The sequence below is a fragment of the Algibacillus agarilyticus genome (genome assembly GCF_003286125.1).
Lineage (GTDB): Bacteria > Pseudomonadota > Gammaproteobacteria > Enterobacterales > Alteromonadaceae > Algibacillus > Algibacillus agarilyticus.
This window is the reverse complement of the sequence record NZ_QMED01000018.1, coordinates 40,469-63,546: the sequence shown is the minus strand read 5'-3', so window position 1 is coordinate 63,546 and position 23,078 is coordinate 40,469. Positions and strand designations below refer to the sequence as shown.

The following is a 23,078-nucleotide window of genomic DNA, read 5'->3' as shown; positions in this document are numbered from 1 at the left end:
TTTCAAGAGGCAGATTTTAACGGATTATCAAGCTTGACGCTATTTATTAACGCGATCTTGAGGTGTTTCTACACATAAAAACGGTGTAATCAGCTGTTCATCTACTATTTGGGGTAATTTACTGTAGCGAAGCGAGATAGGTTTAGCGATATAAAAACCAAATGCCAAACCTAAAAAACCAATAACAATGGTTAACAGCTCAGGTAAAAATGCAATCTGAGCACAAATTAACATAACAGCAATCATACACATTAATGGTAAACCATATAAAACCGCAGCTGCAATTAACAAATTTTGCTCTTCAATTTGCACCGTGACGACATCACCTTGCTCAAATTCACCAACACATAATACCGGCACTTGATTGGTTTTAGGGGTTAACGTTTTAGCAATAAGGCCAGTGCCGCAATCTGAGTTATGCTGGCAAGCATTACAACTCGTCTTTATTTGTGTTTCAATTAAGGCTGTTTTAGCATCAATTCGTCGTAGAAAAACCGCTTTTTCATATAGCATAATTAGTGAGTACTCAACGATTTATTGCTCACCGATTTAGCTAATTTTTTGGCTGTAGCCATCGGTAAAGAACCAATAACGGTCACTTCAAAGCCATCAACCAACTCAGTTAAATACGATTCTGCGCCCGACGTTAAATAGGTATTTAAAACCGTATTCTGGTTGGTATTTGATAAATCACGAATATACATAGAAAACCAAACTAAACCATCTGACAGCATTATGTAATCAACCATATCATGACTGCCTTGCAATTTATGCTTATCAATTTTGGTGGGGACAAATCCTTTAGGCACCCAATTAATTTGCCAAGTAAAATTATCCATTGGCTGTGGTTTTATTACATCCGTTTCAACCGGTTGGTCCATTAATGCTAACTCTTTAATAATCGGATCAGGTTGTGGTGAAACATTAAAACTGGTTACTTGCAACTGACGTAAAACTTCACCTTTATGGCTAACAATAGCGCTTTTCAACGGCAAAAAAGTTTCTTCATGCAGCCAAATCCAAGTTGAAAAACGTTGCTGGTCAGGTGGAATAATTCGAATAAGTTGTGCTTTAAAGCCTGAAACTCGGCTTTTACCCACCATATTAAATTGATAACTATTAGCCACATGATTTAAGTCTGTACGTAATAATTCAGGCAATGGGCTATGCGCAATTGATGCTTTAACACTATAAGGGTTTGTGTCAAACCCCAAATAAGTAATGGTGTTATTAAACCTTACAATTTGTTGAGTTGGACCATTAAGCGATGTGAGTAAGCCGTATTCTTTACTATATGAATGGGTTAACGCATTTTGCTCGATTGGGGCAGAATCATCGCTCATGTCATTATTTGAGCTCTTGCCTAAGTCATTAGTTACATCATGCTCTAACTCACTTTTTGCTTGTGCGTATCGCCCATGAAGCCAATGCCAAGGGTGAACTTTGTTGTCTTCAACAACGACAAATGAAATGTCATAATTTAACGTTTGCACGGCATTTTGCATTCGTTCTAGCCATTGCAAAGCTTCATTAGCCATAACATAAGGAGTGAAAAACAAAATGGAAGTAAGACATAAATGCCTCACGAATGTGAGGCATTGTGAAAAAGATAACAATTTATTCTTGAGCTGAAGACGGTTGAGTTTGTGCAGCCTCGTTAGACTCTGGGGTCGCATATTGTCTACTTTTGAGTTGTTTAGAATGATCAAGTATATAAGAGTTTACACGACGTTGTTGCTCTTGTATCGCTGAAGGATTAATTATCGTACGTGAACTTTCAGCACTCACTGGGTCTAACCCTGTCGCTAAAGGCATAGTATGAATAACCGGCTCAAAACCGGCTTCATCCGAAGCTTGCTCAGCTTGAAAGCCAACAACAATCGCCGCAGCAAACGAAGCCGCTATACCATACTGCATAACGGGTTTGAAAAACGAAACAACTTTATTAGTCGTTGTTTTGGGCTCTGTCGCTGTATTTTTTTCGCTCACAGAAGCAGAAAACGCAGCATTAGGTGAAAGTACAACCGGCTCTTTTTCAATAGCATCGGCTATCACATCAGCTAGATTTAATTGGATATGCTCAGGCACGTCGTTGCGCATAACATCACCAATTAAATGGTAACGACTATAGGTCGACGCTAGTTCTTTGTCTTGTTTCAGATTATCAACGACGTCAGATACATCTTTTTGATCATCAATAAAGGCAGAAACTTTTTGCTTAACTTTTTGACTCATACACTCAACTCTTCAACTAATGTTGTATAACAGGTTTTAAATTCTTATCAATCACATCGCGTGCTCTGAATATTCTAGAGCGAACCGTACCCACTGGGCAATCCATCACATCAGCTATTTCTTCATAACTCATGCCATCAATTTCTCGCAGCGTTATCGCGGTTTTCAAGTCATCAGGTAATGACTCAATCGTGCTAAAAACAATTTTTTTAATTTCAGCTGTCAGCAATAAGTTTTCCGGTGTAGCCGATTCTCTTAGTCCGACTGCTGAATCAATAAATTCAGCATCTTCAATTTCGATGTCACTCGACGCCACACGCTTTTGTTGTGCCGTTAAATAATTTTTAGCGCTGTTAACCGCAATGCGGTATAACCAAGTATAAAACGCACTATCGCCCCTAAAATTAGGAATTGCACGATATGCCTTTATAAATGCCTCTTGCGCTACGTCGGCTACATCACCAGGATGTCGCACGTAGCGAGTAATTAAGTTAGTGACCTTATGTTGGTATTTTAGTACCAATAAGTTAAACGCTTGTTTATCGCCACGTTGGACGCGTTCAACTAACTGCTGGTCTGTATATCCGACACTCATTTGGAGGCATCGCTCCTCATCTAAATTGAAAATAATAACGATCAATAATCGTTGTAACTGTATTCTATGACCCTAGTTGATCAAAAAAGTTCTAAATATTGCAATAAAATGCGAAAATAACTTATACGCAATTGGATAATAAGCGTTTTACCTAGGGCGTGTTTATCTTTGTCGTATCGATTTTGTTCAATTCCAAAGCGTTTTGATCGCGGCATTGGCTTGATGGCATAGTGGTTCTACGTCAAAAGCCAATAACAAAGAGCAAAACGTTTTGGATTGAACCCAAAGGGCAGCGCATTTGCACTATTTCTACTACGTTATCACTCTTTTATGTAGAATAACGACACCGCAATCGCTCTGCCTTGTATAAATCGTGCAAATACTGCTGCAAAAGCATACACAAAAGATAAACACGCCCTAGTTCAAACTAGGTCTTAAAACCGCAAAGTAGAAATATATGAGCATAAAAAAAATAGAACACCAATGCCAAGTTTTAGTAATTGGTGCAGGCGCAGCTGGTTTAACGCTTGCATTACGGTTGGCCGATCAAGCCGATATTATCGTTCTAAGTAAAGCAAACTTAAGCGAAGGTTCTACTTATTATGCCCAAGGTGGTATTGCCGCTGTCTATGATGAAAACGACAGTATTGAATCTCATGTACAAGATACATTAATCGCCGGTGCAGGCTTGTGCGATGAAGAAGCGGTGCGCTTTACTGCAGAAAATGCCCGCCAAAGTTTAGAAAACCTAATTAGCTGTGGTGTGCCTTTTGATAAAGAAACAAATGCCAGCGGCGAAGAGAAATTTCATCTAACACGTGAAGGTGGACACAGCCATCGCCGAATTTTACATGCGGCCGATGCAACCGGTAAAGCGGTTCAAAAAACGCTTAACAATGCAACCAAACAACACAAAAACATTCGTGTATTTGAGCGTTACAACGCCGTCGATTTAATCACAGATCAAAAACTCAATAACACATCAACGTCAACGCACTGTCACGGCGCTTATGTTTGGAACCGTAACACAGAACAAGTTGAAGTAATAAAAGCGCAAGTTGTTGTATTAGCCACAGGTGGAGCTAGCAAAGTTTATCAATATACATCGAACCCTGATGTGGCAAGTGGAGATGGCATTGCGATGGCATGGCGAGCGGGTTGTCGCATTGCTAATATGGAATTTAACCAATTTCATCCAACCAGCTTATTCCACAGTGATGCGCAGAACTTTTTATTAACCGAAGCTTTACGAGGTGAAGGCGCTTATTTACGTCGACCTGATGGCACACGTTTTATGCCCGAATATGATGAACGCGCAGAATTAGCTCCACGTGATATTGTCGCCAGAGCCATCGACAGAGAAATGAAACGCTTAGGTGCTGATTCTATGTTTTTAGATATTAGCCATAAAGACAAGCCTTTCATTAAAAAACATTTCCCAACGATTTATCGACGCTGTCGCACCCTCGGCATGAAAATGCATAAAAAGCCGATCCCTGTTGTCCCTGCAGCACATTACACTTGCGGCGGCATCATGACTGATTTAAATGGTAAGTCAGACCTTGATAACTTATATGCCATTGGCGAAGTTGCCTATACTGGCTTACATGGTGCTAACCGCATGGCCAGTAATTCTTTATTAGAATGCTTAGTTTTTGCCGAATCAGCGGCCAAACATATACAAGCGCATGCATTCCATAAAACGCATAGCCCGAACATACCTGCTTGGGATGAAAGCAAAGTAAGTCACGCAGATGAAAATGTTATAATTAATCATAACTGGCATGAGCTTAGGCTTTTTATGTGGGATTATGTAGGGATTGTCCGAACGAACAAACGCTTAGAGCGCGCGTTAAGACGTATAGAGTTATTGCAGCAAGAAGTCCATGATTACTACGCTAACTTTAAAGTGAGTAATAACTTACTTGAATTACGAAACTTACTTGATGTAGCAGAACTAATTGTAAAATGTGCGATGAGTCGTAAAGAAAGCCGTGGTTTACATTACAATTTAGACTATCCAGATAAATTAGAAAATAGCCAACCTAGTATTTTAATACCAACGAATAGTCCGCTAAATAAATAATCAAATAAGGCACTAAAAAGTGCCTTATTTTTATTTATCGACTTATCTTTTTATCATTAAAAAAAATTTAAAAAGTGAGCCAATTGTTTACTCCCCTTTTTTACTTCAACCTCACTTTTTAACATCGCCTCTCTTAATCACTCTTTTTAAACGACGACGATCAACATCAGACAGATTATCAGGTGCAAAAAAGCAACGTTTTACATTTTGGGTAACCGCATGGCGACAAACCAATAATATCCAACGACCCAAATATAAACTGCGATCATCAATTTGATATTGTTCGGCTTGTATTAGCAGCCCACCCTCTATCGATAAAGAAAAAGGCCAAGCAATAGATTGCGCTTGTAAATACCGCAAGCGCTGATAAAGAAAAGGTAGACAGAATAAAATAAGTAGGTGAGTCACAACGCCCAAATTATAAAAACCTAATTGCCAAATCGGTAAATATAAACGTTGTGCTATTAATATAAAAAAAACCAATAAAACAAGTGCGAGCGCAATGGCAAACGCTCGCCCTTTCAGCGGCGAAATACTAAAGTACTGCACCGTTTAATTTATGAATTTTATTAATCATTTTAACAAAGTGCTCATTTTTACATTCTTCATGCCCCATAAACCATGCAAATAGTTCAGGGTCGTCGGCTGTCAACAAATCAACAAAAACGACTTTTTCAAACTCAGTTAAGCTTTCATAATGCCCGTCAACAAAAGGGCGTAAAATAACATCAAGTTCAAGCATGCCGCGGCGACAAGCCCAGCGCACTTTTTTAATATCCATTGCCATAAATCTAAATAGTTTCCAAATAAAACAGCGATAACCCTATATTAGCAATCACACTGCACGCCAGCAAAGTCATTTACGTTATAATGGGTATTAATTATCACGTTTCCAGCTTGTTGTTTAGCAATTTACCCTTATATAGCTTTATATACTTATTGCGCAATTTAAAGTAACCCTATTATGTCTACACAAAATTTATCTCTAATTAAATTAGAAAACTGGGGAGCGATCCAGCTCTCAGGTACGGATAGTAAAACCTATTTGAATAGCCAAGTGACAGCTCACATTAGTGGGTTAGCCGATAACACCGCCACTTTTGGTGCACATTGCGATGCTAAAGGAAAAAGCTGGAGTCATTTTTATTTTGTGCCTACAGGCTCAACGTTTCAATTATTTCAACGTAAAAACACGCTGGCAAAATCATTAGCTGAATTAAGTAAATATGCCGTATTTTCAAAAACGGATATCACCGACAGCAGCGACAACTTAACATGGTATGCATTACTTGGTGAGCAATCAGCAGAGCAACACCGTGTTATCGGTATCGAAAACACTTATCAGGTCAGTGTGAGTAATACATTAACCTTAATTGCCTGTGAAGGTGATTTACCCAAAGAGCTCGCTAATTTAAATCAAGCCGATGAAGCCTTATTTGAAAAAGCGCTAGTCGAGCAAGGTATCGTATTTATGCATGATGTACATCAAAGTGAATACGTACCTCAAATGCTAAACTTACAAGCAATAAACGGTATTAGCTTTACTAAAGGCTGTTACATGGGCCAAGAAACCGTCGCTCGAATGCGCTACCTAGGCAAAAATAAACGAGCAGCATTTCCATTTAGTGGTCAAGCAAACGAGCTAAAAATAAACGATACATTAGAAATTCAAAATGGTGAAAACTGGCGTCGAGCGGGAACAATTGTTACCCTAGTCAAAGTTGAGCAAACCTATTATGGTATTGCCGTTTGTGCAGCCGATATTGATATTGCACAAACCTTAAGAGCGAAACAAGACGAACAAAGTACATTTACATTATCACCATTACCTTACTCACTAGAATACAAGGCTACAAAATGAAAATAGCAAACGACACTGTTGTTACCATGCATTATTTAGTAAAAGACAGCGAAGGAACCGACATTGATAGTTCATTTGATGGCGAGCCATTAAATTTTTTACAAGGAAAAGGTTTCTTAATTAAAGGCCTTGAAGACCAATTGAACGATCACCAAGCAGGTGATAAATTTTCTTGTAAAGTTGATGCTGAAAACGCTTATGGTCAACGCCATGATGGTTTTGTACAAGAAGTGCCTTTAACAATGTTTGAAGGCTTCGAAGACCAACTACATGTAGGCATGCAATTACGCGCAGGCACCGAAGGTGGCGAACAAACGGTAATTGTTGTTGATATTGCCGACGATACCGTAACGGTTGATGGCAACCACCCACTTGCCGGTCTTGATTTAGAGTTTGATGTTGAAATCATTGACGTGCGTGCCGCAACAGCAGAAGAAATATCTCATGGCCACGTTCATAGCGCCGGTGGTTGTGGTCATAACCACTAACCTGCCGTTGCTATAAACTAAAAAAAGCTGGCTTTAATCGCCAGCTTTTTTGTGTCTGAATTTCAATATACTAGGGCCTGTTTATCTTTGTCGTATAGATTTCGTTAAATCCAAAGGGCTTTGGATTGAACCCAAAGGGCAGCGCATTTGCACTATTTCTATTACGTTATCGCTCTGCCTTGTAGAAATCGTGCAAATACGGCTGCAAAAGCATACACAAAAGATAAACACGCCCTAGGTTAAGCTCGCCGTTGTATCAAATAGGTCGCGAGTACAACAAAAAGAATACTCGGCATAATAGCGCCTATCATGGCCGGTAAATCATAAAGCAGTGCCACTGGGCCAAAAATACGGTTAGCAATATGAAAACCAAAGCCGATAACAACCCCCATTAAAATGCGCGCCCCCATCGACGTGCTTCTTAAAGGACCAAATATAAACGACAACGCCATCAACATCATAACGGCAACGGTAATGGGCTGAAACACTTTACGCCAAAATGCCAATTGATAACGGCTATCATCCTGCTCGTTAGCACTTAAATAATCTAAATAACTTAATAGTTTGCTAATTGACAATGCTTCAGGTGAAACCGAAACGATATCAAGCTTATCAGGCGTTAAAGACGACATCCAAGACGCCTTGTCAGATTCAAAGCGGCTAATTTTATTATCGCCAATAACGGTCTCAACAAAGCCATTAACATGCCATTGCTTATTTACGTATTTAGCTTCGTCGATATGGCTGACTTCCGTTAATTTGAGTTGTTTATCAAACTCAAATACCGTTACACCTTTAAGATGAAACTGATTGGTGGCATTTTTAATATGAATAAAACGATCGCCATCTTTGGCCCACATCCCTTCATCTCCCATGTTTAACGCATGGCCCGATATTGCGGTGTGGCGCAGTTGTTTCGCTTTAGTCTCAAATTGTGGAGCAACCCACTCGCCCAGCACTAAAACACAAACAACTAACAAAGTTGACGTTTTCATAGCGGATTTAACGATGTCTAAGCGCGACAGGCCAGCAGCCATCATCACAATCAGCTCACTATTAGATGCTAAAGCACCTAAACCAAGCAACCCACCTAATAAAGCCGCCATCGGGAAAAACACTTCAATATCTCGTGGTATGGTATATAAAACATAAAAGGCGGCATCGACCATATCGTACGACCCCCGACCAATACTTTTTAACTGCTCAACAAAGCGAATTAACCCACTCAAACTCGTTAATACAAGTAAAGAAGCAAATGTCGATTGAATGATGGCTCGACCTATATGCATGTCAATTATTTTAATCATGCTTTGCTCCGACTCCATTTTAATAATGCCTTTAATCGTCTGCCTGATGTGCGCTCACCTGCAAACAAATACAAACCGTAAATAAGCGCCACAGTATGGATCCACCATAAACCAATCGTCGGCGGTATTTTCCCATCACCTAAAGCGGATTTACCGGCCATTAAGAGTAAATAATAAAAAATATAAATTAAAAAGGCAGGTGCCATTTTAGCAAATTTGCTTTGTCTGGGGCCTGTTCTCGCCAACGGCACCGCAACTAAAGCCACTAATAAAACAGTTAATGGCAATGCGATCCGCCACTGTAATTCAGCAATGGCTTCTAAATCATCGCTTTTCATTAAATCAGCCGTTGAAACCGCAGCTAACTTTCGCCTTCGCTCTTCAACTTCTTGCTCTTTAATTTTCACTGAGTAAGTGTCAAAGCCTAAAATTTGATAATCTAATTCGTTTTGCTCCCCTTCATAACGTCGGCCGTTCGTTAACACTAAACTTTGCTCTTCAAAACGCTCTTCGATCACTTTACCGGTTTCAGCATAAACAACATTAAAGCGTTGCTTGGCATCTTCTGACTTTGGTAATTGCGCAACAAAAACTTTATTAAATTCGCTTTTATTTTCGCCATTATTATGAACAAATAACACCGCTTTATTATTAGAGGTTTGTTGAAACTGTCCGGGTATTAAGGTTGAAATACCAATATCAGCTCTTAATTCATCACGAATGGTTTCACGTTTTTCATAAGCAGCAGGTCCCCACCAAAGTGTATTAATGGCGGTTAAAACACATATAAACAGAGCGGCAGCTAAAGTCACTCGTGTCACATACCATTCACTCACACCACACGCTTTTAAAACTGACATTTCGTTATCAGCGTAAAAACGACCATGCGCTAAAAAAATACCGATAAACATACTTAACGGTAAAATCAACCCAGCTAATGGCGGTATATTCAGTAACATCATCCAAGCGACTAAATCGGTGGGTAATTTACCTTCCATTGCGTCATCTAATACTCGAACAAGCGCATTAGAACTAAAAATCAATAACATGATGAAGAAAACGGCGAACTGAGACTTCAATGTTTCAGTAAAAAGATAACGAAAAATAATCAAATGAAAACTCGCAAATTAGGCATTTTGCTGCAATAAAGTAAAATTTTAAGTAAACTCAGTATTTTTACAAGAAAATAAGACAAAAACTTAGTTAAAAAGGCATAATTAGGTAACATTTTTATTCGCCTGATCTAAACTAGGTTTATTGCCTAAGTTATTATGGCATTATCGCACGATAAGCCGAAGCTTAAAGCACAATCGAACAATAATTGAATATAATAATCGATAACAATTTAGTATCGCTAAATACGTAAATTGTAAAAACACTTGATATTAGGAGCCACAATGGAATTTAGCGTTAAAAGCGGTAGTCCAGAAAAACAGCGAAGCGCTTGCATTGTAGTTGGTGTGTTTGAGCCAAGACGCCTTACCTCAATTGCGGAACAACTCGACAAAATAAGTGAAGGTTACATTAGTAACTTACTTCGCAGAGGTGACTTAGAAGGCAAATCAGGGCAGATGCTCTTGTTACATCATGTTCCGAATGTATTAAGCGAACGTGTTTTATTAGTCGGTTGCGGTAAAGAACGCGAGTTAGACGAAAGACAATATAAACAAATTATCGCAAAAACAATTAATACCTTAAACGAAACGGGCTCAATGGAAGCCGTTTGCTTTTTATCTGAGTTGCACGTTAAAGGCCGCGATAACTACTGGAAAGTGCGCCATGCAGTAGAAGCAACGCAAGATTGTTTATACACGTTTAATCAATTAAAAAGTAAACGTGAAGAACCACGTCGTCCATTACGTAAAATCGTATTTAATGTGCCTACCCGTCGTGAATTACCCATTGGCGAAAAAGCTATCGCAGACGGTTTAGCCGTTGCAGAAGGTAGCAAACTATGTAAAGACGTCGCCAATATGCCACCTAACATCTGTAATCCAGTGTATTTAGGTGAGCAAGCTCAAATACTGGCTAAAGATTACGACAACGTAGACGTTGAGCTCATTAACGAAGCTCAAATGGCAGAACTTGGCATGAACTCCTATTTAGCAGTAGGTCGAGGTTCAGTGAATGAATCCATCATGTCGGTCATCAATTACAAAGGCACAACGGATGCTCAAGCCCCGATTGTGTTGGTGGGTAAAGGGTTAACCTTTGATTCAGGTGGTATTTCAATTAAGCCAGGCGCAGGCATGGATGAAATGAAATATGACATGGGTGGAGCCGCCGGTGTGATAGGCATCATGAAAACGCTCGCTGAATTACAATTACCAATAAACGTCATTGGCATATTAGTGGGCTGTGAAAACATGCCAGATGCAAATGCTTATCGCCCAGGTGATATATTAACCACCATGTCGGGTCAAACAGTCGAAGTACTCAATACCGATGCTGAAGGCAGACTCGTATTATGTGACGCATTAACCTACGTAGAACGTTATAACCCCGCTTTAGTTATCGATATGGCCACATTAACTGGCGCTTGTGTTATTGCGTTAGGCGCTCATGCTACCGGGGTTTTCAGTAATCATAACCCGCTTGCACATGACTTGTTAAACGCATCTGAGCAATCAGGTGATAGAGCGTGGCGCTTACCATTATGGGACGAATATCAAGAACAACTTGAAAGCCCATTTGCCGATATGGCCAATATTGGCGGACGTCCAGCGGGTTCAATAACCGCAGCGTGCTTCCTTTCTCGATTTACTAAAAAGTATAATTGGGCCCATATGGATATCGCAGGCACAGCATGGCGTTCAGGTAAAAACAAAGGTTCAACCGGTCGTCCAGTACCCATGATGAGTCAGTTCTTAATGAACTACGCACAAGAGCAAACACCTGAATAATGTCACAAATTTTATTCTACTTATTGCCCGAAACCGATAAAGCGCCAGCCACAACCGTGCCGGCGCACATCGACTTTGCTTGTCGTTTAGCCGCAAAGCTCTACCGTCAAAAAAGTAAAATTTTTATTTACACCGACAACCAGCAAGATGCAGAACTTGTCGATGAACACTTATGGCAATTTGAACCCGAAAGTTTTGTCGCTCATAACTTACAAGGTGAAGGCCCTAAGTTTGGTACACCGGTTGAAATAGGTTTTAAGCCACCCACAAGCGGTCGCCCTATTCTTATCAATTTAAGCCAAAACATGCCTGACTTTATCAGGCGTTTTAATCAAACTTTCGATTTTGTTCCCGCTGATGAAACATTAAAACAGCAAGCACGCGAAAGATATAAACAATACCGTGCCGCGGGTCATCAGTTATCAACTGAACCTGCAGCCTAATCAAAAAGAAACTTAGATACGACGATGGAAAAAACATTTAATCCGCAAGCTATTGAGCAAGAACTTTACCAATCATGGGAAACCAAAGGTTACTTTAAGCCATCAGGCCAAGGCACACCTTACTCAATCATGATACCACCACCAAATGTAACGGGCAGCCTGCACATGGGTCACGCATTTCAAGATACCATTATGGATACCTTGACGCGCTATAAACGCATGCAAGGTAACAATACCTTGTGGCAAGTCGGCACCGACCACGCCGGTATTGCAACACAAATGGTTGTGGAACGTAAATTGGCAGCAGAAGAAGGCAAAACGCGCCACGATTTAGGCCGTGATGCTTTTATCGATCGTATCTGGGATTGGAAAAAAGAATCAGGTGGCACCATCACCAAGCAATTACGTCGCTTAGGTGCATCGGTTGATTGGGACCGTGAACGTTTCACCATGGACGATGGTTTATCTGAAGCCGTAAAAGAAGTCTTTGTACGCTTACATAAAGAAGACCTTATTTACCGAGGTAAACGCCTTGTAAACTGGGATCCAAAATTACACACCGCCATTTCAGATCTTGAAGTAGAAAACAAAGACAAAAAAGGCTTCATGTGGAATTTCCGTTACCCATTAGCAGATGGCGTTAAAACAAAAGACGGCAAAGACTATATTGTTGTGGCTACCACCCGTCCTGAAACCATGTTAGGTGATACCGGTGTTGCGGTTAACCCAGAAGATGAACGCTACATTGATCTCATTGGCAAAGATATCATTCTACCTATCGTAGGTCGTCGCATTGCTATTGTTGCAGATGAACATGCTGACATGGAAAAAGGCACCGGTTGTGTAAAAATCACACCGGCGCATGATTTTAACGATAACGAAGTCGGTAAACGTCATCAGCTAGACATGATCAACATCTTTGATAAAGATGCAGCCATATTAACCCAAGGTGAAACATACAGCTTTAACGGTAAAGAGATCGCCTTCGACGCACCTATCCCAGAACGTTTTCATGGCCTTGATCGTTTTGCAGCCCGTAAGTTAGTTGTCAGCGAGTTTGACGATTTAGGTTTATTAGAAGAAATTGAAGATCACAGCTTAACCGTCCCTTATGGCGATCGTTCGGGTGTTGTAATTGAACCACTATTAACAGACCAATGGTACGTAAGAACAGCACCATTAGCCGAGCCGGCTAAAAAAGCCGTGGCCGATGGTGAAATTCAGTTTGTACCAAAACAATACGAAAACATGTACAACGCTTGGATGAACGATATTCAAGATTGGTGTATTTCACGCCAGTTATGGTGGGGCCATCGCATTCCGGCTTGGTACGACAACGAAGGCAACGTATATGTGGGTCGCGACGAAGCCGAAGTAAGAGCAGAGAACAACCTAGCAGCCGATTTAGAACTCAAGCAAGATGAAGACGTACTTGATACGTGGTTTTCATCAGCCCTTTGGACATTCTCTACCCAAGGCTGGCCAGAAAACACCGACGATTTAAAAACCTTCCATCCGTCAGAAGTACTCGTTACCGGCTTTGATATAATTTTCTTCTGGGTTGCGCGCATGATCATGATGACCATGCACTTCATTAAAGATGAAGACGGCAAGCCACAAGTGCCATTCAAAACCGTTTATGTGACAGGCTTAATTCGCGATGAAAATGGCGATAAAATGTCTAAATCAAAAGGTAACGTGCTTGACCCAATCGACATGATTGACGGTATTGATTTAGAAAGCTTAGTAACCAAGCGTACTAGCAACTTAATGCAAGAAAAAGTCGCTAAAAAAATCGAGAAAACCACGCGTAAAACCTTTGAAAAAGGGATAGAAGCTCACGGAACCGATGCATTGCGTTTTACCTTAGCGGCAATGGCCTCAACCGGTCGTGATATCAACTGGGACATGAACCGTTTAGAAGGTTACCGCAACTTCTGTAACAAGTTATGGAACGCCAGCCGTTACGTACTTATGAACACAGAAGAACATGATTGTGGTTTTAATACCGACGGCCATACACCAGAGATGAGCTTCTCATTAGCTGATCGTTGGATCTTAGGCCAGTTCCAACATACGGTTAAAACCTTTAGCGAGCATGTCGACAATTATCGTTTTGATTTAGCCGCGAATACCGCTTACGAATTCACCTGGAATCAATTCTGCGATTGGTATTTAGAATTAACAAAACCCGTATTATTTAAAGGTGACGAAGCACAACAACGTGCAACCCGTCATACATTAGTGACCGTGTTAGAAGGCTTATTACGCTTAATGCACCCACTCATGCCTTATATCACTGAAACAATCTGGCAAAGCGTTGCGCCACTGGCGGCAATTGATACCACTAAAGCCGACAGCATTATGTTGCAAGCATTCCCAGAGTTTGATGCAAGTAAAGTTGATGAATTAGCCATGGCCGATTTAGATTGGGTTAAGCAATTTATCGTGGGTATTCGTAATATACGAGGTGAGATGGACATCTCGCCAAACAAACCTTTAAACGCCTTTATCAAAAATGCCGAGCCAGAAGACGCGCGTCGTCTAACCGCTAACCAGCAATTTTTGCAAGGTCTTGCTAAGCTTGAATCAATAAACGTGTTAACGGCTAGCGACGAAGCGCCTGTTTCAGCCACCGCCATGGTCGGTAATATGGAAATATTGATCCCGATGGCCGGTTTAATCGATGTCGAAGCTGAACTTGCTCGTTTAAACAAAAATATCGAAAAAATAAACAAAGATTTACAACGCGTGCAAGGCAAACTTTCAAACGACAGTTTTGTTAGCAAAGCACCACCGGCTGTAATCGAAAAAGAGCAAGCTAAGTTAGCTGAAATGGAAGCCGCATTAGCTAAATTAGCTGAGCAAAAAGCGACCATCAACGCACTATAACTCGATAAGTCATTATCGTTGTTTTACCCAAATGACTTGGGGATAAAATAAAAGCCCAATAATGTAAGCATTATTGGGCTTTTTAATATACCCAAAAACGCTTAACCAAAAAGAACATATGTATCAACTCAGGCCTTATCAACAAGATTCAGTTAACGCGACCTTAAAACATTTTCGTAAAACCAATGACTCTGCTGTGATCGTACTCCCCACAGGAGCCGGTAAAAGTTTAGTTATTGCCGAGTTAGCAAAATTAGCCAAACGAAAAATACTGGTGTTAACCCATGTCAAAGAACTCGTTGAACAAAATCATCAAAAATACGAAAGTTATGGCTTAACAGCGGGTATTTTTTCAGCGGGCTTAAAACGTAAGCAAACCCAACATCAAGTGACATTTGCGAGTATTCAATCGGTTCGCCCAAATTTAGAGCAATTTAATACCGAATACAGTTTAATTATTATAGATGAATGCCACCGAGTCTCGCTAAACCAAGAAACGACAAAAGGCAGTGCACAATCAGCATCAGAAGAAACCACAGATAAAGCCGAAAAGACAAAAGAAGGTATAGAAAAAAAAGAACAACATACCAGTCAATACGAGCAAGTCATTAATCACTTAAAACAACATAACCCCGATTTAAAAGTGCTTGGGTTAACCGCAACCCCCTATCGTTTAGATACCGGCTGGATCTATCAATATCATTACTATGGTTTCACGCGTACCGAGCAAACAGTCCAGTTTGCGCACTGTATATATGAGCTGCCTTTGCGTTACATGATCAAGAATAAATATTTAACCCCGCCTAACATCATTAAAGCAGCAATAGAACAGTACGACTTTTCGAGTTTAATTCCTGGAAACAATGGCGAGTTTATCCCAAAAGAAGTCAACGAATTACTGGGAAAATATCCACGCGTAACGGAAGCTATTTGCGAACAAATAGTCCAATTAAGCCAACATAAAAAAGGCATCATGGTGTTTGCGGCTAGTGTTAAACACGCACAAGAAATCGCACGCTATATCAAAAATTTTGCACCCAACGAGCAAACCGAAATCGTAACAGGCGCCACGCCCAATCATCAACGCGATGCCATAATCCAAGCTTATAAAGCGCAAAAAATAAAATACTTGGTTAACGTATCGGTGTTAACAACCGGATTTGATGCCCCCCATGTTGATTTTATTGCCATATTGCGCCCCACTCAGTCGGTGAGCTTGTATCAGCAAATAGTCGGCCGAGGTTTACGGTTAGCCCCAGGTAAAAAAGAATGTTTAGTGGCTGATTATGCTGGTAACGATTTTGATTTACATTACCCTGAAGTCGGTAGTCCCAAACCTAACTCAACCAGTGTACCGGTTATGGTACCTTGCCCTAGGTGCAACTTTGCCAATACCTTTTGGGGACAAGTTGATGGTGATGGCGATGTTATTGAACATTACGGTCGACGCTGCCAAGGATTAATAGATGCAGAGCCCAGTCAGCCCGCACAACAATGCGAATTTCGGTTTGTCTTTAAAGAGTGCCCTAATTGCCATCAAGAAAACGATATAGCCGCGCGTTACTGTCATCAGTGCGACCATGTATTAGTTGACCCCGATGACTTAATAAAACAAGCCCTCAAATTAAAAGATTTAATGGTTATTCGTTGTGCCGCCATGCAGTTTGAAAATGTTAATAACAAACTAAAAATACGCTACTACGACGAAGACGGATTAGAACTCAGTGAACAATTTGATTTACAATACAAACGCAGTCAAAACCAATTTAATCAACTGTTTGGTAAACGCTACAAACAAGGGCGTGAACCCCCTACATTTACTCAAGTAGACAAAGTTGTCACCAATCAAGTGCATTTTAGCCATCCAGATTTTGTAATTGCCAAAAAGCAAAAACATTACTGGCAAATAAAAGAACGCATTTTTGATTACCAAGGCAACCATCGTAAAGCCAACGCGCTTTAAGATACGTATCAATAAATACAACGAAAGCAATAAGCATATGATCAGCAACAAAATTTTTATTATTGGCTTACCCCGCACAGCAACCACAAGCGTTTGTGTCGCTTTGCTTGAACTCGGCTTTAAAACCGCTCACACCGCTTACACAAAAAAAGCCATGCTCAATGCCCAAGTTATTGCCGACACGCCCATTTTTGCAGATTATCAGCAACTCGATAAACACTACCCAAACGCACGGTTTATTAACCTCACACGTGATTTAACGCATTGGCTACCGTCTATTCAACAACTACTAACGCGCATGCATACCAATGTAACGCGTGATGATGGCGGCTTTAACCCAATAATCAAACGCTGTTACCAACGTGTTTTTTCGCCTTTCACGCTCGACAACATAAACAATACACAATTTTTAACTCAGTGTTACGAGCAACATCAACAAGGCATACAGGCGTATTTTTCACACCGACCAAACGACCTACTCAATCTTGATGTGAGTCAGCCCGAAGCTTACGCCAAGCTACTCGCCTTTTTAAAAATAACGCAAAACATGCCCCACTCTGGCTTTAGCGTGATCAACAAAGGCGGCAAAGTCACCGCATGGAATAAAATAAAACACCCCAACAAAATTGAATCAACTAATAACGGTAAAATCGATCTCGAAAAATAGCGCTTGAAAATAAAATGCCCATAACACTTTTTACTCAAGGCGTTCAAAGGTAAAATTAGCGCAGACTTACTAAAAATTTGAAATAACAATGTTTGAACTAAAATATAAAACACCCTTCTCATGGACCGAAACCGTCTTAGCTGACTTCAACAGTTTTTTGCAAGATCACGCCGCAGCTGAAAAAAAAGCATCGGGTATGGCAACCGCAATGCTATCGCACTACCCAGACCGAAAAAAATTAGTTAGAGCCATGGCCGATCTCGCCATTGAAGAACTAATTCATTTCAAAGAAGTATTAAAATTAATTGAAGCCAGAGACATCACCCTAGGTGACGATAAAAAAGACGCTTACATAAACCAAATACGTAAATTATTCCGCAATGGCAAAGATGTCTTTTTTCTTGACCGCTTATTAGTGGCAGGTGTAATTGAAGCCCGAGGTCACGAACGTTTTGCCTTAGTTGCCGAAGCGCTAGAAGCCGGTCAAGACAAAGATTTTTATGCCGCCATTGCCGAATCAGAAGAGAAACACAAAAATTTATTTGTTGAATTAGCCTATGAATATTTCGATAAAGAAACCGTCGATATTCGCTTAGAAGAAATATTAATTGCCGAAGCAGAAATTTGTAAAAACTTACCCGATCGCGCAGCGCTTCATTAAAAACAAAAGTAAAAACAAAAAACGACTAACTTAACAACTCACTGTTAAGTTAGTCGCCCAGCCAATCATTTTATATCAGCATACCAAATCGTTTTATATTTTTTGAACACTGCATGACTTCACCGTCACTATTAAGCCAGCCTTACTTTTTGATAAACCGCCACTAAAGAATATATCGAAGCCGAACTAATCACTCTGCACACCACAATTCAATATGCTTAAATTCGATGGCTTATATTCACATGCTTAAATTCAAAATATGGTGTGCAACAGCTAAAACAATATAGTCAAATTGACTTTAAAGCACAAATTAACTACTCTGTGAATTCACAAAATAAGGCAAAGCCACATGAATACACACAAAACTTCGTCCCCTATCATTTTTAAAAACACGCAAAAAATGACTAAAAAACTGATTCAAAAAACAAACTCAAAACCGAGCCAAATAAGCAACCGTTTGATGCGCTTTACAAAGCAAACACTAAAAGCACTGATCACCCTAAGTGCATTACTCTTTAATCAAGCTTATGCCACACAAAACCCGCAATGTGACTCTGGTCAAACACCAATATCAGCAAACGCTCAAGCAACATTAATAACGGCTGATTTATTGTTTTTAGAAGGGCCAACATGGTCTCATCGCCAGCAAGCGTTTTATTTTTCTGAAATGAATTTTGGCAGCCCTCAAGCAACAGGTCCAGCGGCCAATATTTATAAACTCCAACTACCCAATACCCTTTCAACCTTTATCAAACACAGTGGTAGTAATGGCTTATTAGCCCAAGGTAACAACTTATATGCCCTCACCCACAGCACACGTTCGGTGACTAAAATAAACCTCACCACAAAAGAAAAAACAGTACTAATTGACCGCTATCAAGGTCAATATTTTAACTCACCCAACGATATCGCTTTGCATTCCAATGGCACAATCTATTTTACCGATCCCGATTGGCAACTTGGTGAACGTACTAAAGAGCTTGATTTCACCGGCGTATTTAGCCTAACCCCACAAGGTAAAATCAGCTTAATCGATAAAACACGCGCCAAGCCCAACGGTATCGTGCTCTCACCAGACGAAAGTAAATTATACGTTGGTGATCACACCAATGAAGTAGGCGTATACAGCGTAAGCAAAGGTGGACAAGTCGGTACTCGCACACCGTTCATCAGTGTGGCCTCACCCGATGGCATCACCGTAGATTGTGCCGGCAACCTATACATAGCCAGTCACAACGAAGGCAATATCTATGTATATTCACCCCATGCTAAATTGCTCAATAAAATGTACATCACCCCCAAAATAACCAATATGGAGTTTGGAGGGCCTAACATGAAAACACTCCTTATTACCTCAGGCACCGGGCTTTATACCCTGCAAACTAATTTGCCAGGTAAATCACAAAACGAAAAGTTTATGTAGAGCATGAATTAACAACTCATTGATATTATTTATTATTACTCATGAACAGTGAATGTGTAGCTGATTGGTTGGTAGGGTGCCGTGAGCTTGCGAACCCCACCGTTCTGTTTTTTTGTTTGCTAAATACATTCCGATTATCGGGAACCGCCTTTTCGAATTTTAGTGGCTAATAAGTCAAAGTGATGCGTCTTATATTAATGCGTGTCTTTTATGATTTTATTAGTTAAATTTCTAAATTGGCTACTTATTAATAACCCTGCGCTTGTAGAATTGCTTCTTAGCGAAGATATACCAAAAAATGACTAGGCTTAGAATAATGAAAGGCAACAAGCCATAAGATATACCAATGAAGAACATTGGGCTGGCAATAACGCCAGCCCAAATAAGACGTTGTTTTTTAGTATAGTGAATAGGTTCGTATTCACCAGACCTATGCCTTTTATGTTGAACGAAAAGAGCCAATATTATTAAAACTAAAATAACTAACTGTGTAATACTAATCATTTCCATGCTCTATCCTTTGATACCTATAAATTTATAAGTACGCCCATACAATGTCCTTTACCATATACTACTTTATTAACCTAAAGATATAAACGTTAGCTTCACTGGATAAGCGGTTAAAATTTGTATGGAACAGTCATCAATTAAACATATAATATCAATGAAATAAAAGACTTACTTTCGCCTATCGTGCATAATTTCCGTCTATCTAAAACCTATTCTGGTGGAAAAAAGGTTGATAGCGGCGTACTTATTACTTATGGTGATTTTGAACGATTGGATTAGATGATTAGATATATTTTAGTGTTTGTATTTGTGGCTAGTTTATCCATACTGCTCATTGGTAAAATGGTAACTGATGAGCGGCAAGAGGAATGCTTAAATTATAAAACGTCATTTTTCACGTTGATAAATTATGCTCTAGTGTTCTATCCGGATTCAGAAGGGGTATTAAATTTTGATGAACTTCCTGATAATCACCAAGAAAAAATAATTGCATATGGACAAGATAACTTTTCTGACGCTTGGGGAAGTAGATATTTGTACCAAGAGAATTTAAACCTTGTTTATTCAGTTGGTAAAAATAAAACTGATGAATCTGGCCTTGGTGATGATATAACTTTAGCCGATAGAAACAAAGGCGTTTATTGTAAGGATTAATCTATCGAGGTCAACTAGTAAGGCGTAACTTCGGGGTCAGGTCTTGATATTTGCATGAGGTTTATATTTTGACGTAAGGCGGTTTAACGAGGTCCGAGTAAGCTGCCATAATGAACTCTAAACGAAGGTACCTATTTTTACCTTTTACCTGGCTTTCTCGGGTAAATACCTGTGTTGGGTTTATGCTAATACCCTATCACCCGGCTTAGACGGCTTACGTGGCTTACGCGCCAACGGCGCTAAACCGGTCTACTTTAATACTATGAAACCTCTTAATCTTGAGGTGTATAAAGAAATATGATGAAAAACAAATTACCAAGCTTTTTAATACCTGTGTGTCGGTGTTTAGCACCCTGGTAAACCGTAAAGCACAGGCCCCAATAAACCGTTGTTATCGACTTAATTATCGACCGGCCCTATTTACTCGTTGCAGCTGTTGCAGTCGTTAATTACGATGAGCAACTGTAATGACTAACTCCCCCGATGCCAAAAAAGGCTTGTGGGCGCAGTTGATAATATTTATTTTCAATTTCTTGGCTTTGTTCTTCATACGGGTTATTTAATACCTGCTGTAGTTCTTTTATCAGTTCGTAGTTACCTTGTGCCGCTTGTTGATAGGCTGGCACCACTAGCCATTCTCGCCAAGTATATTTGGGATTAACTTGTTTCATTTGTTCACTGATTTTTGCCCTATTGCTATCAGCATTAACCAAGGTGCGCCACGTATTTAACCATGTTTGCCATTGTTGTTTTAGTTCGTCAGAAGTCGCTAAATAGAAACTCTTTTCAAGATCGGAAACATGCTGCGGCACATGCGAAAGCTCACGAAAGAACATAGTAAAATCAACCTTGGTATTTGCCATAAGCTGTAAAAGGTCAATTAACAGATCAGAATTATATGCGCTTAAGCCTAATTTCGCAGCCCACATTTTTTCTAATTGATGTTGCATAACCGGTTTGAAACTATCTCGGATATCGGCCAATTTTTCTAGCGCATCTGATTGCGATGGCAACAAATGTTCTAAGCTGGCGCAGAACATTTTAAAGTTAGCTTCTGCCGCAAAAGGTTGGTTAAGAAATGAGAAGTGACGTCCACCACCGGTCCAAGGCTGAAACATGGGCTCGAATAATTCACAAAAACCAAATGGCCCATAATCAAGCGTATAACCGCCTGCAGCACAGTTATCACTATTAAAGTTACCTTGGCAAAACCCGACACGCAGCCAATGTGCAACCATGGATGTTAAGCGTTCACGAAACTCAGCCGCCAACAGCAGTATTTTTTCGGCCATAGGCAATTGTGGATCAATTTGTGGGTATTCACGTAAAATTAAGTGTTCAACGATGAGTTGCAGTTCGTCTAGGGCTTTTTCATGCTCTTCGGTACGTGCACGACGAGCAAATAATTCAAGTTGGCCAACACGTAAAAAAGAAGGTGCAACCCGAGTAGAAATAGCCACAGGGTTTGAAACCATTGTTTCAGGGTCGTGCGAACGCGAATCTTCATAATACCAAGGGCGATCAACTTGTTCTGTTTTAGAAACATACAAGCTCAGCGAGCGCGAGGTTGCAATACCTAACGCATGCATATGCTCTTGAGCCAAAAATTCACGCACACTCGAACGCAATACAGCGCGGCCATCACCACCACGACAATAAGGTGTACGCCCTGCTCCCTTCAGTTGCATTTCCCATCGCTTATTATTACTAACCAACTCCAAAACCGAGATTGCACGGCCATCACCATAACCATTACCCGTTCTAAACGGGCATTGTTGGGTATATTCAGTGCCATAAATAGACAAAGCATACCCCGTTGCCCAGCCCATTTGACGCATAGGACTTGGCAGTGCAGAAACATCACCCGAAAACAGCTGTATAAAATGGGGATCTAGCGCTAATTTGTCATCAAAACCGAGTTCATCAAATAACACATAGCTGTGACTAATATACTCAGGCTCTGCCAAAGGCGTAGGTAACACAGGCACATAATGGCCTGAAAAGACTTCTCTTGGCTGGTGATCTTGGCCAGTTTTAGTGGCATCGGGATCAGCCGTTAAAGTATCAAGTAACGAATAATCAGTGAGTTTTGCTAGCGCTGCGATGTTGCTTATTTTATCGTTCATGGCCTTGGTATCGTTTTATTTAAATAATCTAAATATGGGGTATCTCTTAACCCGAATAGAGATTAATCACAAATGAATAAAGATAGTGAACGCTATTTACCAACGATTTACAACACTCGATGGGTGTGGATATTTTAGCTAACGACAAGTATTAACGTGTCCATATCCAATATTTTATACCGTTATCACAGATCGTAGACCATAGATCACGATTAATTTGGCATACGCCAATGTTGAATACCGCGAGGTAACACCAGAAATCGC

At 40.2% G+C, this 23,078-nt stretch carries 21 protein-coding genes; 11 read left to right on the top strand and 10 right to left on the bottom strand.

Features of this window, described 5'->3' with window-relative positions; all coding sequences use genetic code 11:
* Nucleotides 1–39 precede the first annotated feature (39 nt).
* From DPX34_RS14195 to rpoE, 4 genes are all read right to left on the bottom strand, one after another.
* The gene (locus DPX34_RS14195) at nt 40–513 is read right to left on the bottom strand and encodes a SoxR reducing system RseC family protein (protein WP_111979111.1); all 474 of its coding nucleotides are present in this window, start codon (nt 511–513) and stop codon (nt 40–42) included.
* 2 nt (nt 514–515) lie between these two features.
* A complete protein-coding gene (locus DPX34_RS14190; RefSeq protein WP_232824749.1) occupies nt 516–1,538 on the bottom strand; it encodes a MucB/RseB C-terminal domain-containing protein in 1,023 nt (340 codons plus the stop codon).
* 79 nt (nt 1,539–1,617) lie between these two features.
* Nucleotides 1,618–2,235 carry a sigma-E factor negative regulatory protein gene (locus DPX34_RS14185; RefSeq protein WP_111979109.1) on the bottom strand — a complete coding sequence of 206 codons (618 nt, stop codon included), beginning with the start codon at nt 2,233–2,235 and terminating at the stop codon, nt 1,618–1,620.
* A gap of 16 nt (nt 2,236–2,251) precedes the next feature.
* A complete protein-coding gene (rpoE, locus tag DPX34_RS14180; RefSeq protein WP_111979108.1) occupies nt 2,252–2,830 on the bottom strand; it encodes an RNA polymerase sigma factor RpoE in 579 nt (192 codons plus the stop codon).
* A 457-nt stretch (nt 2,831–3,287) separates the two neighbouring features.
* On the opposite strand from rpoE, the gene nadB reads away from it, so the two are divergent.
* Nucleotides 3,288–4,916 (top strand): L-aspartate oxidase, encoded by a 1,629-nt coding sequence (nadB, locus tag DPX34_RS14175; RefSeq protein ID WP_111979107.1) that lies wholly within the window; start codon nt 3,288–3,290, stop codon nt 4,914–4,916.
* Nucleotides 4,917–5,027: 111 nt separating this feature from the next.
* Here the strand turns inward: nadB and DPX34_RS14170 are convergent, their stop codons facing one another.
* Together DPX34_RS14170 and DPX34_RS14165 are read right to left on the bottom strand one after the other, a co-directional pair.
* Complete coding sequence (locus DPX34_RS14170; protein WP_111979106.1) at nt 5,028–5,465, bottom strand: protein YgfX; 438 nt, start codon at nt 5,463–5,465, stop codon at nt 5,028–5,030.
* Nucleotides 5,452–5,697 carry an FAD assembly factor SdhE gene (locus tag DPX34_RS14165; protein ID WP_111979151.1) on the bottom strand — a complete coding sequence of 82 codons (246 nt, stop codon included), beginning with the start codon at nt 5,695–5,697 and terminating at the stop codon, nt 5,452–5,454. The genes DPX34_RS14170 and DPX34_RS14165 overlap by 14 nt, the downstream gene beginning before the upstream one ends.
* Before the next feature lie 183 nt (nt 5,698–5,880).
* On the opposite strand from DPX34_RS14165, the gene ygfZ reads away from it, so the two are divergent.
* Together ygfZ and DPX34_RS14155 are read left to right on the top strand one after the other, a co-directional pair.
* Nucleotides 5,881–6,777, top strand: coding sequence for a CAF17-like 4Fe-4S cluster assembly/insertion protein YgfZ (gene ygfZ, locus DPX34_RS14160; RefSeq protein ID WP_111979105.1), 897 nt, complete (start codon nt 5,881–5,883; stop codon nt 6,775–6,777).
* Nucleotides 6,774–7,265: an FKBP-type peptidyl-prolyl cis-trans isomerase gene (locus DPX34_RS14155; RefSeq protein WP_111979104.1), complete on the top strand. Its 492-nt coding sequence runs from the start codon at nt 6,774–6,776 to the stop codon at nt 7,263–7,265. The genes ygfZ and DPX34_RS14155 overlap by 4 nt, the downstream gene beginning before the upstream one ends.
* Before the next feature lie 239 nt (nt 7,266–7,504).
* On the opposite strand, the gene lptG is transcribed toward DPX34_RS14155, so the two are convergent.
* Both lptG and lptF read right to left on the bottom strand, forming a co-directional pair.
* Nucleotides 7,505–8,569 carry an LPS export ABC transporter permease LptG gene (gene lptG / locus DPX34_RS14150; protein WP_111979150.1) on the bottom strand — a complete coding sequence of 355 codons (1,065 nt, stop codon included), beginning with the start codon at nt 8,567–8,569 and terminating at the stop codon, nt 7,505–7,507.
* Nucleotides 8,569–9,684, bottom strand: coding sequence for an LPS export ABC transporter permease LptF (lptF, locus tag DPX34_RS14145; RefSeq protein WP_111979103.1), 1,116 nt, complete (start codon nt 9,682–9,684; stop codon nt 8,569–8,571). Before lptF ends, lptG begins: the two co-directional genes overlap by 1 nt.
* A gap of 285 nt (nt 9,685–9,969) precedes the next feature.
* On the opposite strand from lptF, the gene pepA reads away from it, so the two are divergent.
* The 7 genes from pepA to DPX34_RS14110 all read left to right on the top strand — a co-directional run bounded on the left by pepA (nt 9,970) and on the right by DPX34_RS14110 (nt 19,524).
* Nucleotides 9,970–11,475, top strand: coding sequence for a leucyl aminopeptidase (gene pepA / locus DPX34_RS14140; RefSeq protein ID WP_111979102.1), 1,506 nt, complete (start codon nt 9,970–9,972; stop codon nt 11,473–11,475).
* Nucleotides 11,475–11,918: a DNA polymerase III subunit chi gene (locus DPX34_RS14135; protein WP_111979101.1), complete on the top strand. Its 444-nt coding sequence runs from the start codon at nt 11,475–11,477 to the stop codon at nt 11,916–11,918. Before pepA ends, DPX34_RS14135 begins: the two co-directional genes overlap by 1 nt.
* Before the next feature lie 24 nt (nt 11,919–11,942).
* Nucleotides 11,943–14,810 carry a valine--tRNA ligase gene (locus DPX34_RS14130; protein WP_111979100.1) on the top strand — a complete coding sequence of 956 codons (2,868 nt, stop codon included), beginning with the start codon at nt 11,943–11,945 and terminating at the stop codon, nt 14,808–14,810.
* A gap of 118 nt (nt 14,811–14,928) precedes the next feature.
* Nucleotides 14,929–16,773, top strand: coding sequence for a DEAD/DEAH box helicase (locus DPX34_RS14125; RefSeq protein ID WP_111979149.1), 1,845 nt, complete (start codon nt 14,929–14,931; stop codon nt 16,771–16,773).
* Nucleotides 16,774–16,810: 37 nt separating this feature from the next.
* The gene (locus tag DPX34_RS14120; protein ID WP_198673711.1) at nt 16,811–17,440 is read left to right on the top strand and encodes a sulfotransferase family protein; all 630 of its coding nucleotides are present in this window, start codon (nt 16,811–16,813) and stop codon (nt 17,438–17,440) included.
* An 88-nt stretch (nt 17,441–17,528) separates the two neighbouring features.
* The gene (locus DPX34_RS14115; protein ID WP_111979099.1) at nt 17,529–18,101 is read left to right on the top strand and encodes a MiaE family protein; all 573 of its coding nucleotides are present in this window, start codon (nt 17,529–17,531) and stop codon (nt 18,099–18,101) included.
* 349 nt (nt 18,102–18,450) lie between these two features.
* Nucleotides 18,451–19,524 carry an SMP-30/gluconolactonase/LRE family protein gene (locus DPX34_RS14110; protein ID WP_232824747.1) on the top strand — a complete coding sequence of 358 codons (1,074 nt, stop codon included), beginning with the start codon at nt 18,451–18,453 and terminating at the stop codon, nt 19,522–19,524.
* 240 nt (nt 19,525–19,764) lie between these two features.
* Here the strand turns inward: DPX34_RS14110 and DPX34_RS14105 are convergent, their stop codons facing one another.
* A complete protein-coding gene (locus DPX34_RS14105) occupies nt 19,765–20,034 on the bottom strand; it encodes a hypothetical protein (protein WP_111979098.1) in 270 nt (89 codons plus the stop codon).
* A gap of 279 nt (nt 20,035–20,313) precedes the next feature.
* Between DPX34_RS14105 and DPX34_RS14100 the strand changes: the two genes are divergently transcribed.
* Nucleotides 20,314–20,688, top strand: coding sequence for a hypothetical protein (locus tag DPX34_RS14100; protein ID WP_111979097.1), 375 nt, complete (start codon nt 20,314–20,316; stop codon nt 20,686–20,688).
* A gap of 449 nt (nt 20,689–21,137) precedes the next feature.
* On the opposite strand, the gene DPX34_RS14095 is transcribed toward DPX34_RS14100, so the two are convergent.
* Nucleotides 21,138–22,814, bottom strand: coding sequence for a protein adenylyltransferase SelO (locus tag DPX34_RS14095; RefSeq protein WP_111979096.1), 1,677 nt, complete (start codon nt 22,812–22,814; stop codon nt 21,138–21,140).
* Nucleotides 22,815–23,078: the final 264 nt, after the last annotated feature.

What these genes read in the sequence shown, in the direction of transcription:
- DPX34_RS14195 (WP_111979111.1), bottom strand. Translation starts at nt 513, where the DNA reads ATGCTATATGAAAAAGCGGTTTTTCTACGACGAATTGATGCTAAAACA.
- DPX34_RS14095 (WP_111979096.1), bottom strand. Translation starts at nt 22,814, where the DNA reads ATGAACGATAAAATAAGCAACATCGCAGCGCTAGCAAAACTCACTGAT.
- DPX34_RS14110 (WP_232824747.1), top strand. Translation starts at nt 18,451, where the DNA reads ATGAATACACACAAAACTTCGTCCCCTATCATTTTTAAAAACACGCAA.
- ygfZ (WP_111979105.1), top strand. Translation starts at nt 5,881, where the DNA reads ATGTCTACACAAAATTTATCTCTAATTAAATTAGAAAACTGGGGAGCG.
- rpoE (WP_111979108.1), bottom strand. Translation starts at nt 2,830, where the DNA reads ATGAGTGTCGGATATACAGACCAGCAGTTAGTTGAACGCGTCCAACGT.
- DPX34_RS14100 (WP_111979097.1), top strand. Translation starts at nt 20,314, where the DNA reads ATGATTAGATATATTTTAGTGTTTGTATTTGTGGCTAGTTTATCCATA.
- DPX34_RS14185 (WP_111979109.1), bottom strand. Translation starts at nt 2,235, where the DNA reads ATGAGTCAAAAAGTTAAGCAAAAAGTTTCTGCCTTTATTGATGATCAA.
- DPX34_RS14105 (WP_111979098.1), bottom strand. Translation starts at nt 20,034, where the DNA reads ATGGAAATGATTAGTATTACACAGTTAGTTATTTTAGTTTTAATAATA.
- DPX34_RS14190 (WP_232824749.1), bottom strand. Translation starts at nt 1,538, where the DNA reads ATGGCTAATGAAGCTTTGCAATGGCTAGAACGAATGCAAAATGCCGTG.
- DPX34_RS14165 (WP_111979151.1), bottom strand. Translation starts at nt 5,697, where the DNA reads ATGGATATTAAAAAAGTGCGCTGGGCTTGTCGCCGCGGCATGCTTGAA.
- DPX34_RS14115 (WP_111979099.1), top strand. Translation starts at nt 17,529, where the DNA reads ATGTTTGAACTAAAATATAAAACACCCTTCTCATGGACCGAAACCGTC.
- DPX34_RS14120 (WP_198673711.1), top strand. Translation starts at nt 16,811, where the DNA reads ATGATCAGCAACAAAATTTTTATTATTGGCTTACCCCGCACAGCAACC.
- DPX34_RS14130 (WP_111979100.1), top strand. Translation starts at nt 11,943, where the DNA reads ATGGAAAAAACATTTAATCCGCAAGCTATTGAGCAAGAACTTTACCAA.
- DPX34_RS14135 (WP_111979101.1), top strand. Translation starts at nt 11,475, where the DNA reads ATGTCACAAATTTTATTCTACTTATTGCCCGAAACCGATAAAGCGCCA.
- DPX34_RS14125 (WP_111979149.1), top strand. Translation starts at nt 14,929, where the DNA reads ATGTATCAACTCAGGCCTTATCAACAAGATTCAGTTAACGCGACCTTA.
- pepA (WP_111979102.1), top strand. Translation starts at nt 9,970, where the DNA reads ATGGAATTTAGCGTTAAAAGCGGTAGTCCAGAAAAACAGCGAAGCGCT.
- nadB (WP_111979107.1), top strand. Translation starts at nt 3,288, where the DNA reads ATGAGCATAAAAAAAATAGAACACCAATGCCAAGTTTTAGTAATTGGT.
- DPX34_RS14155 (WP_111979104.1), top strand. Translation starts at nt 6,774, where the DNA reads ATGAAAATAGCAAACGACACTGTTGTTACCATGCATTATTTAGTAAAA.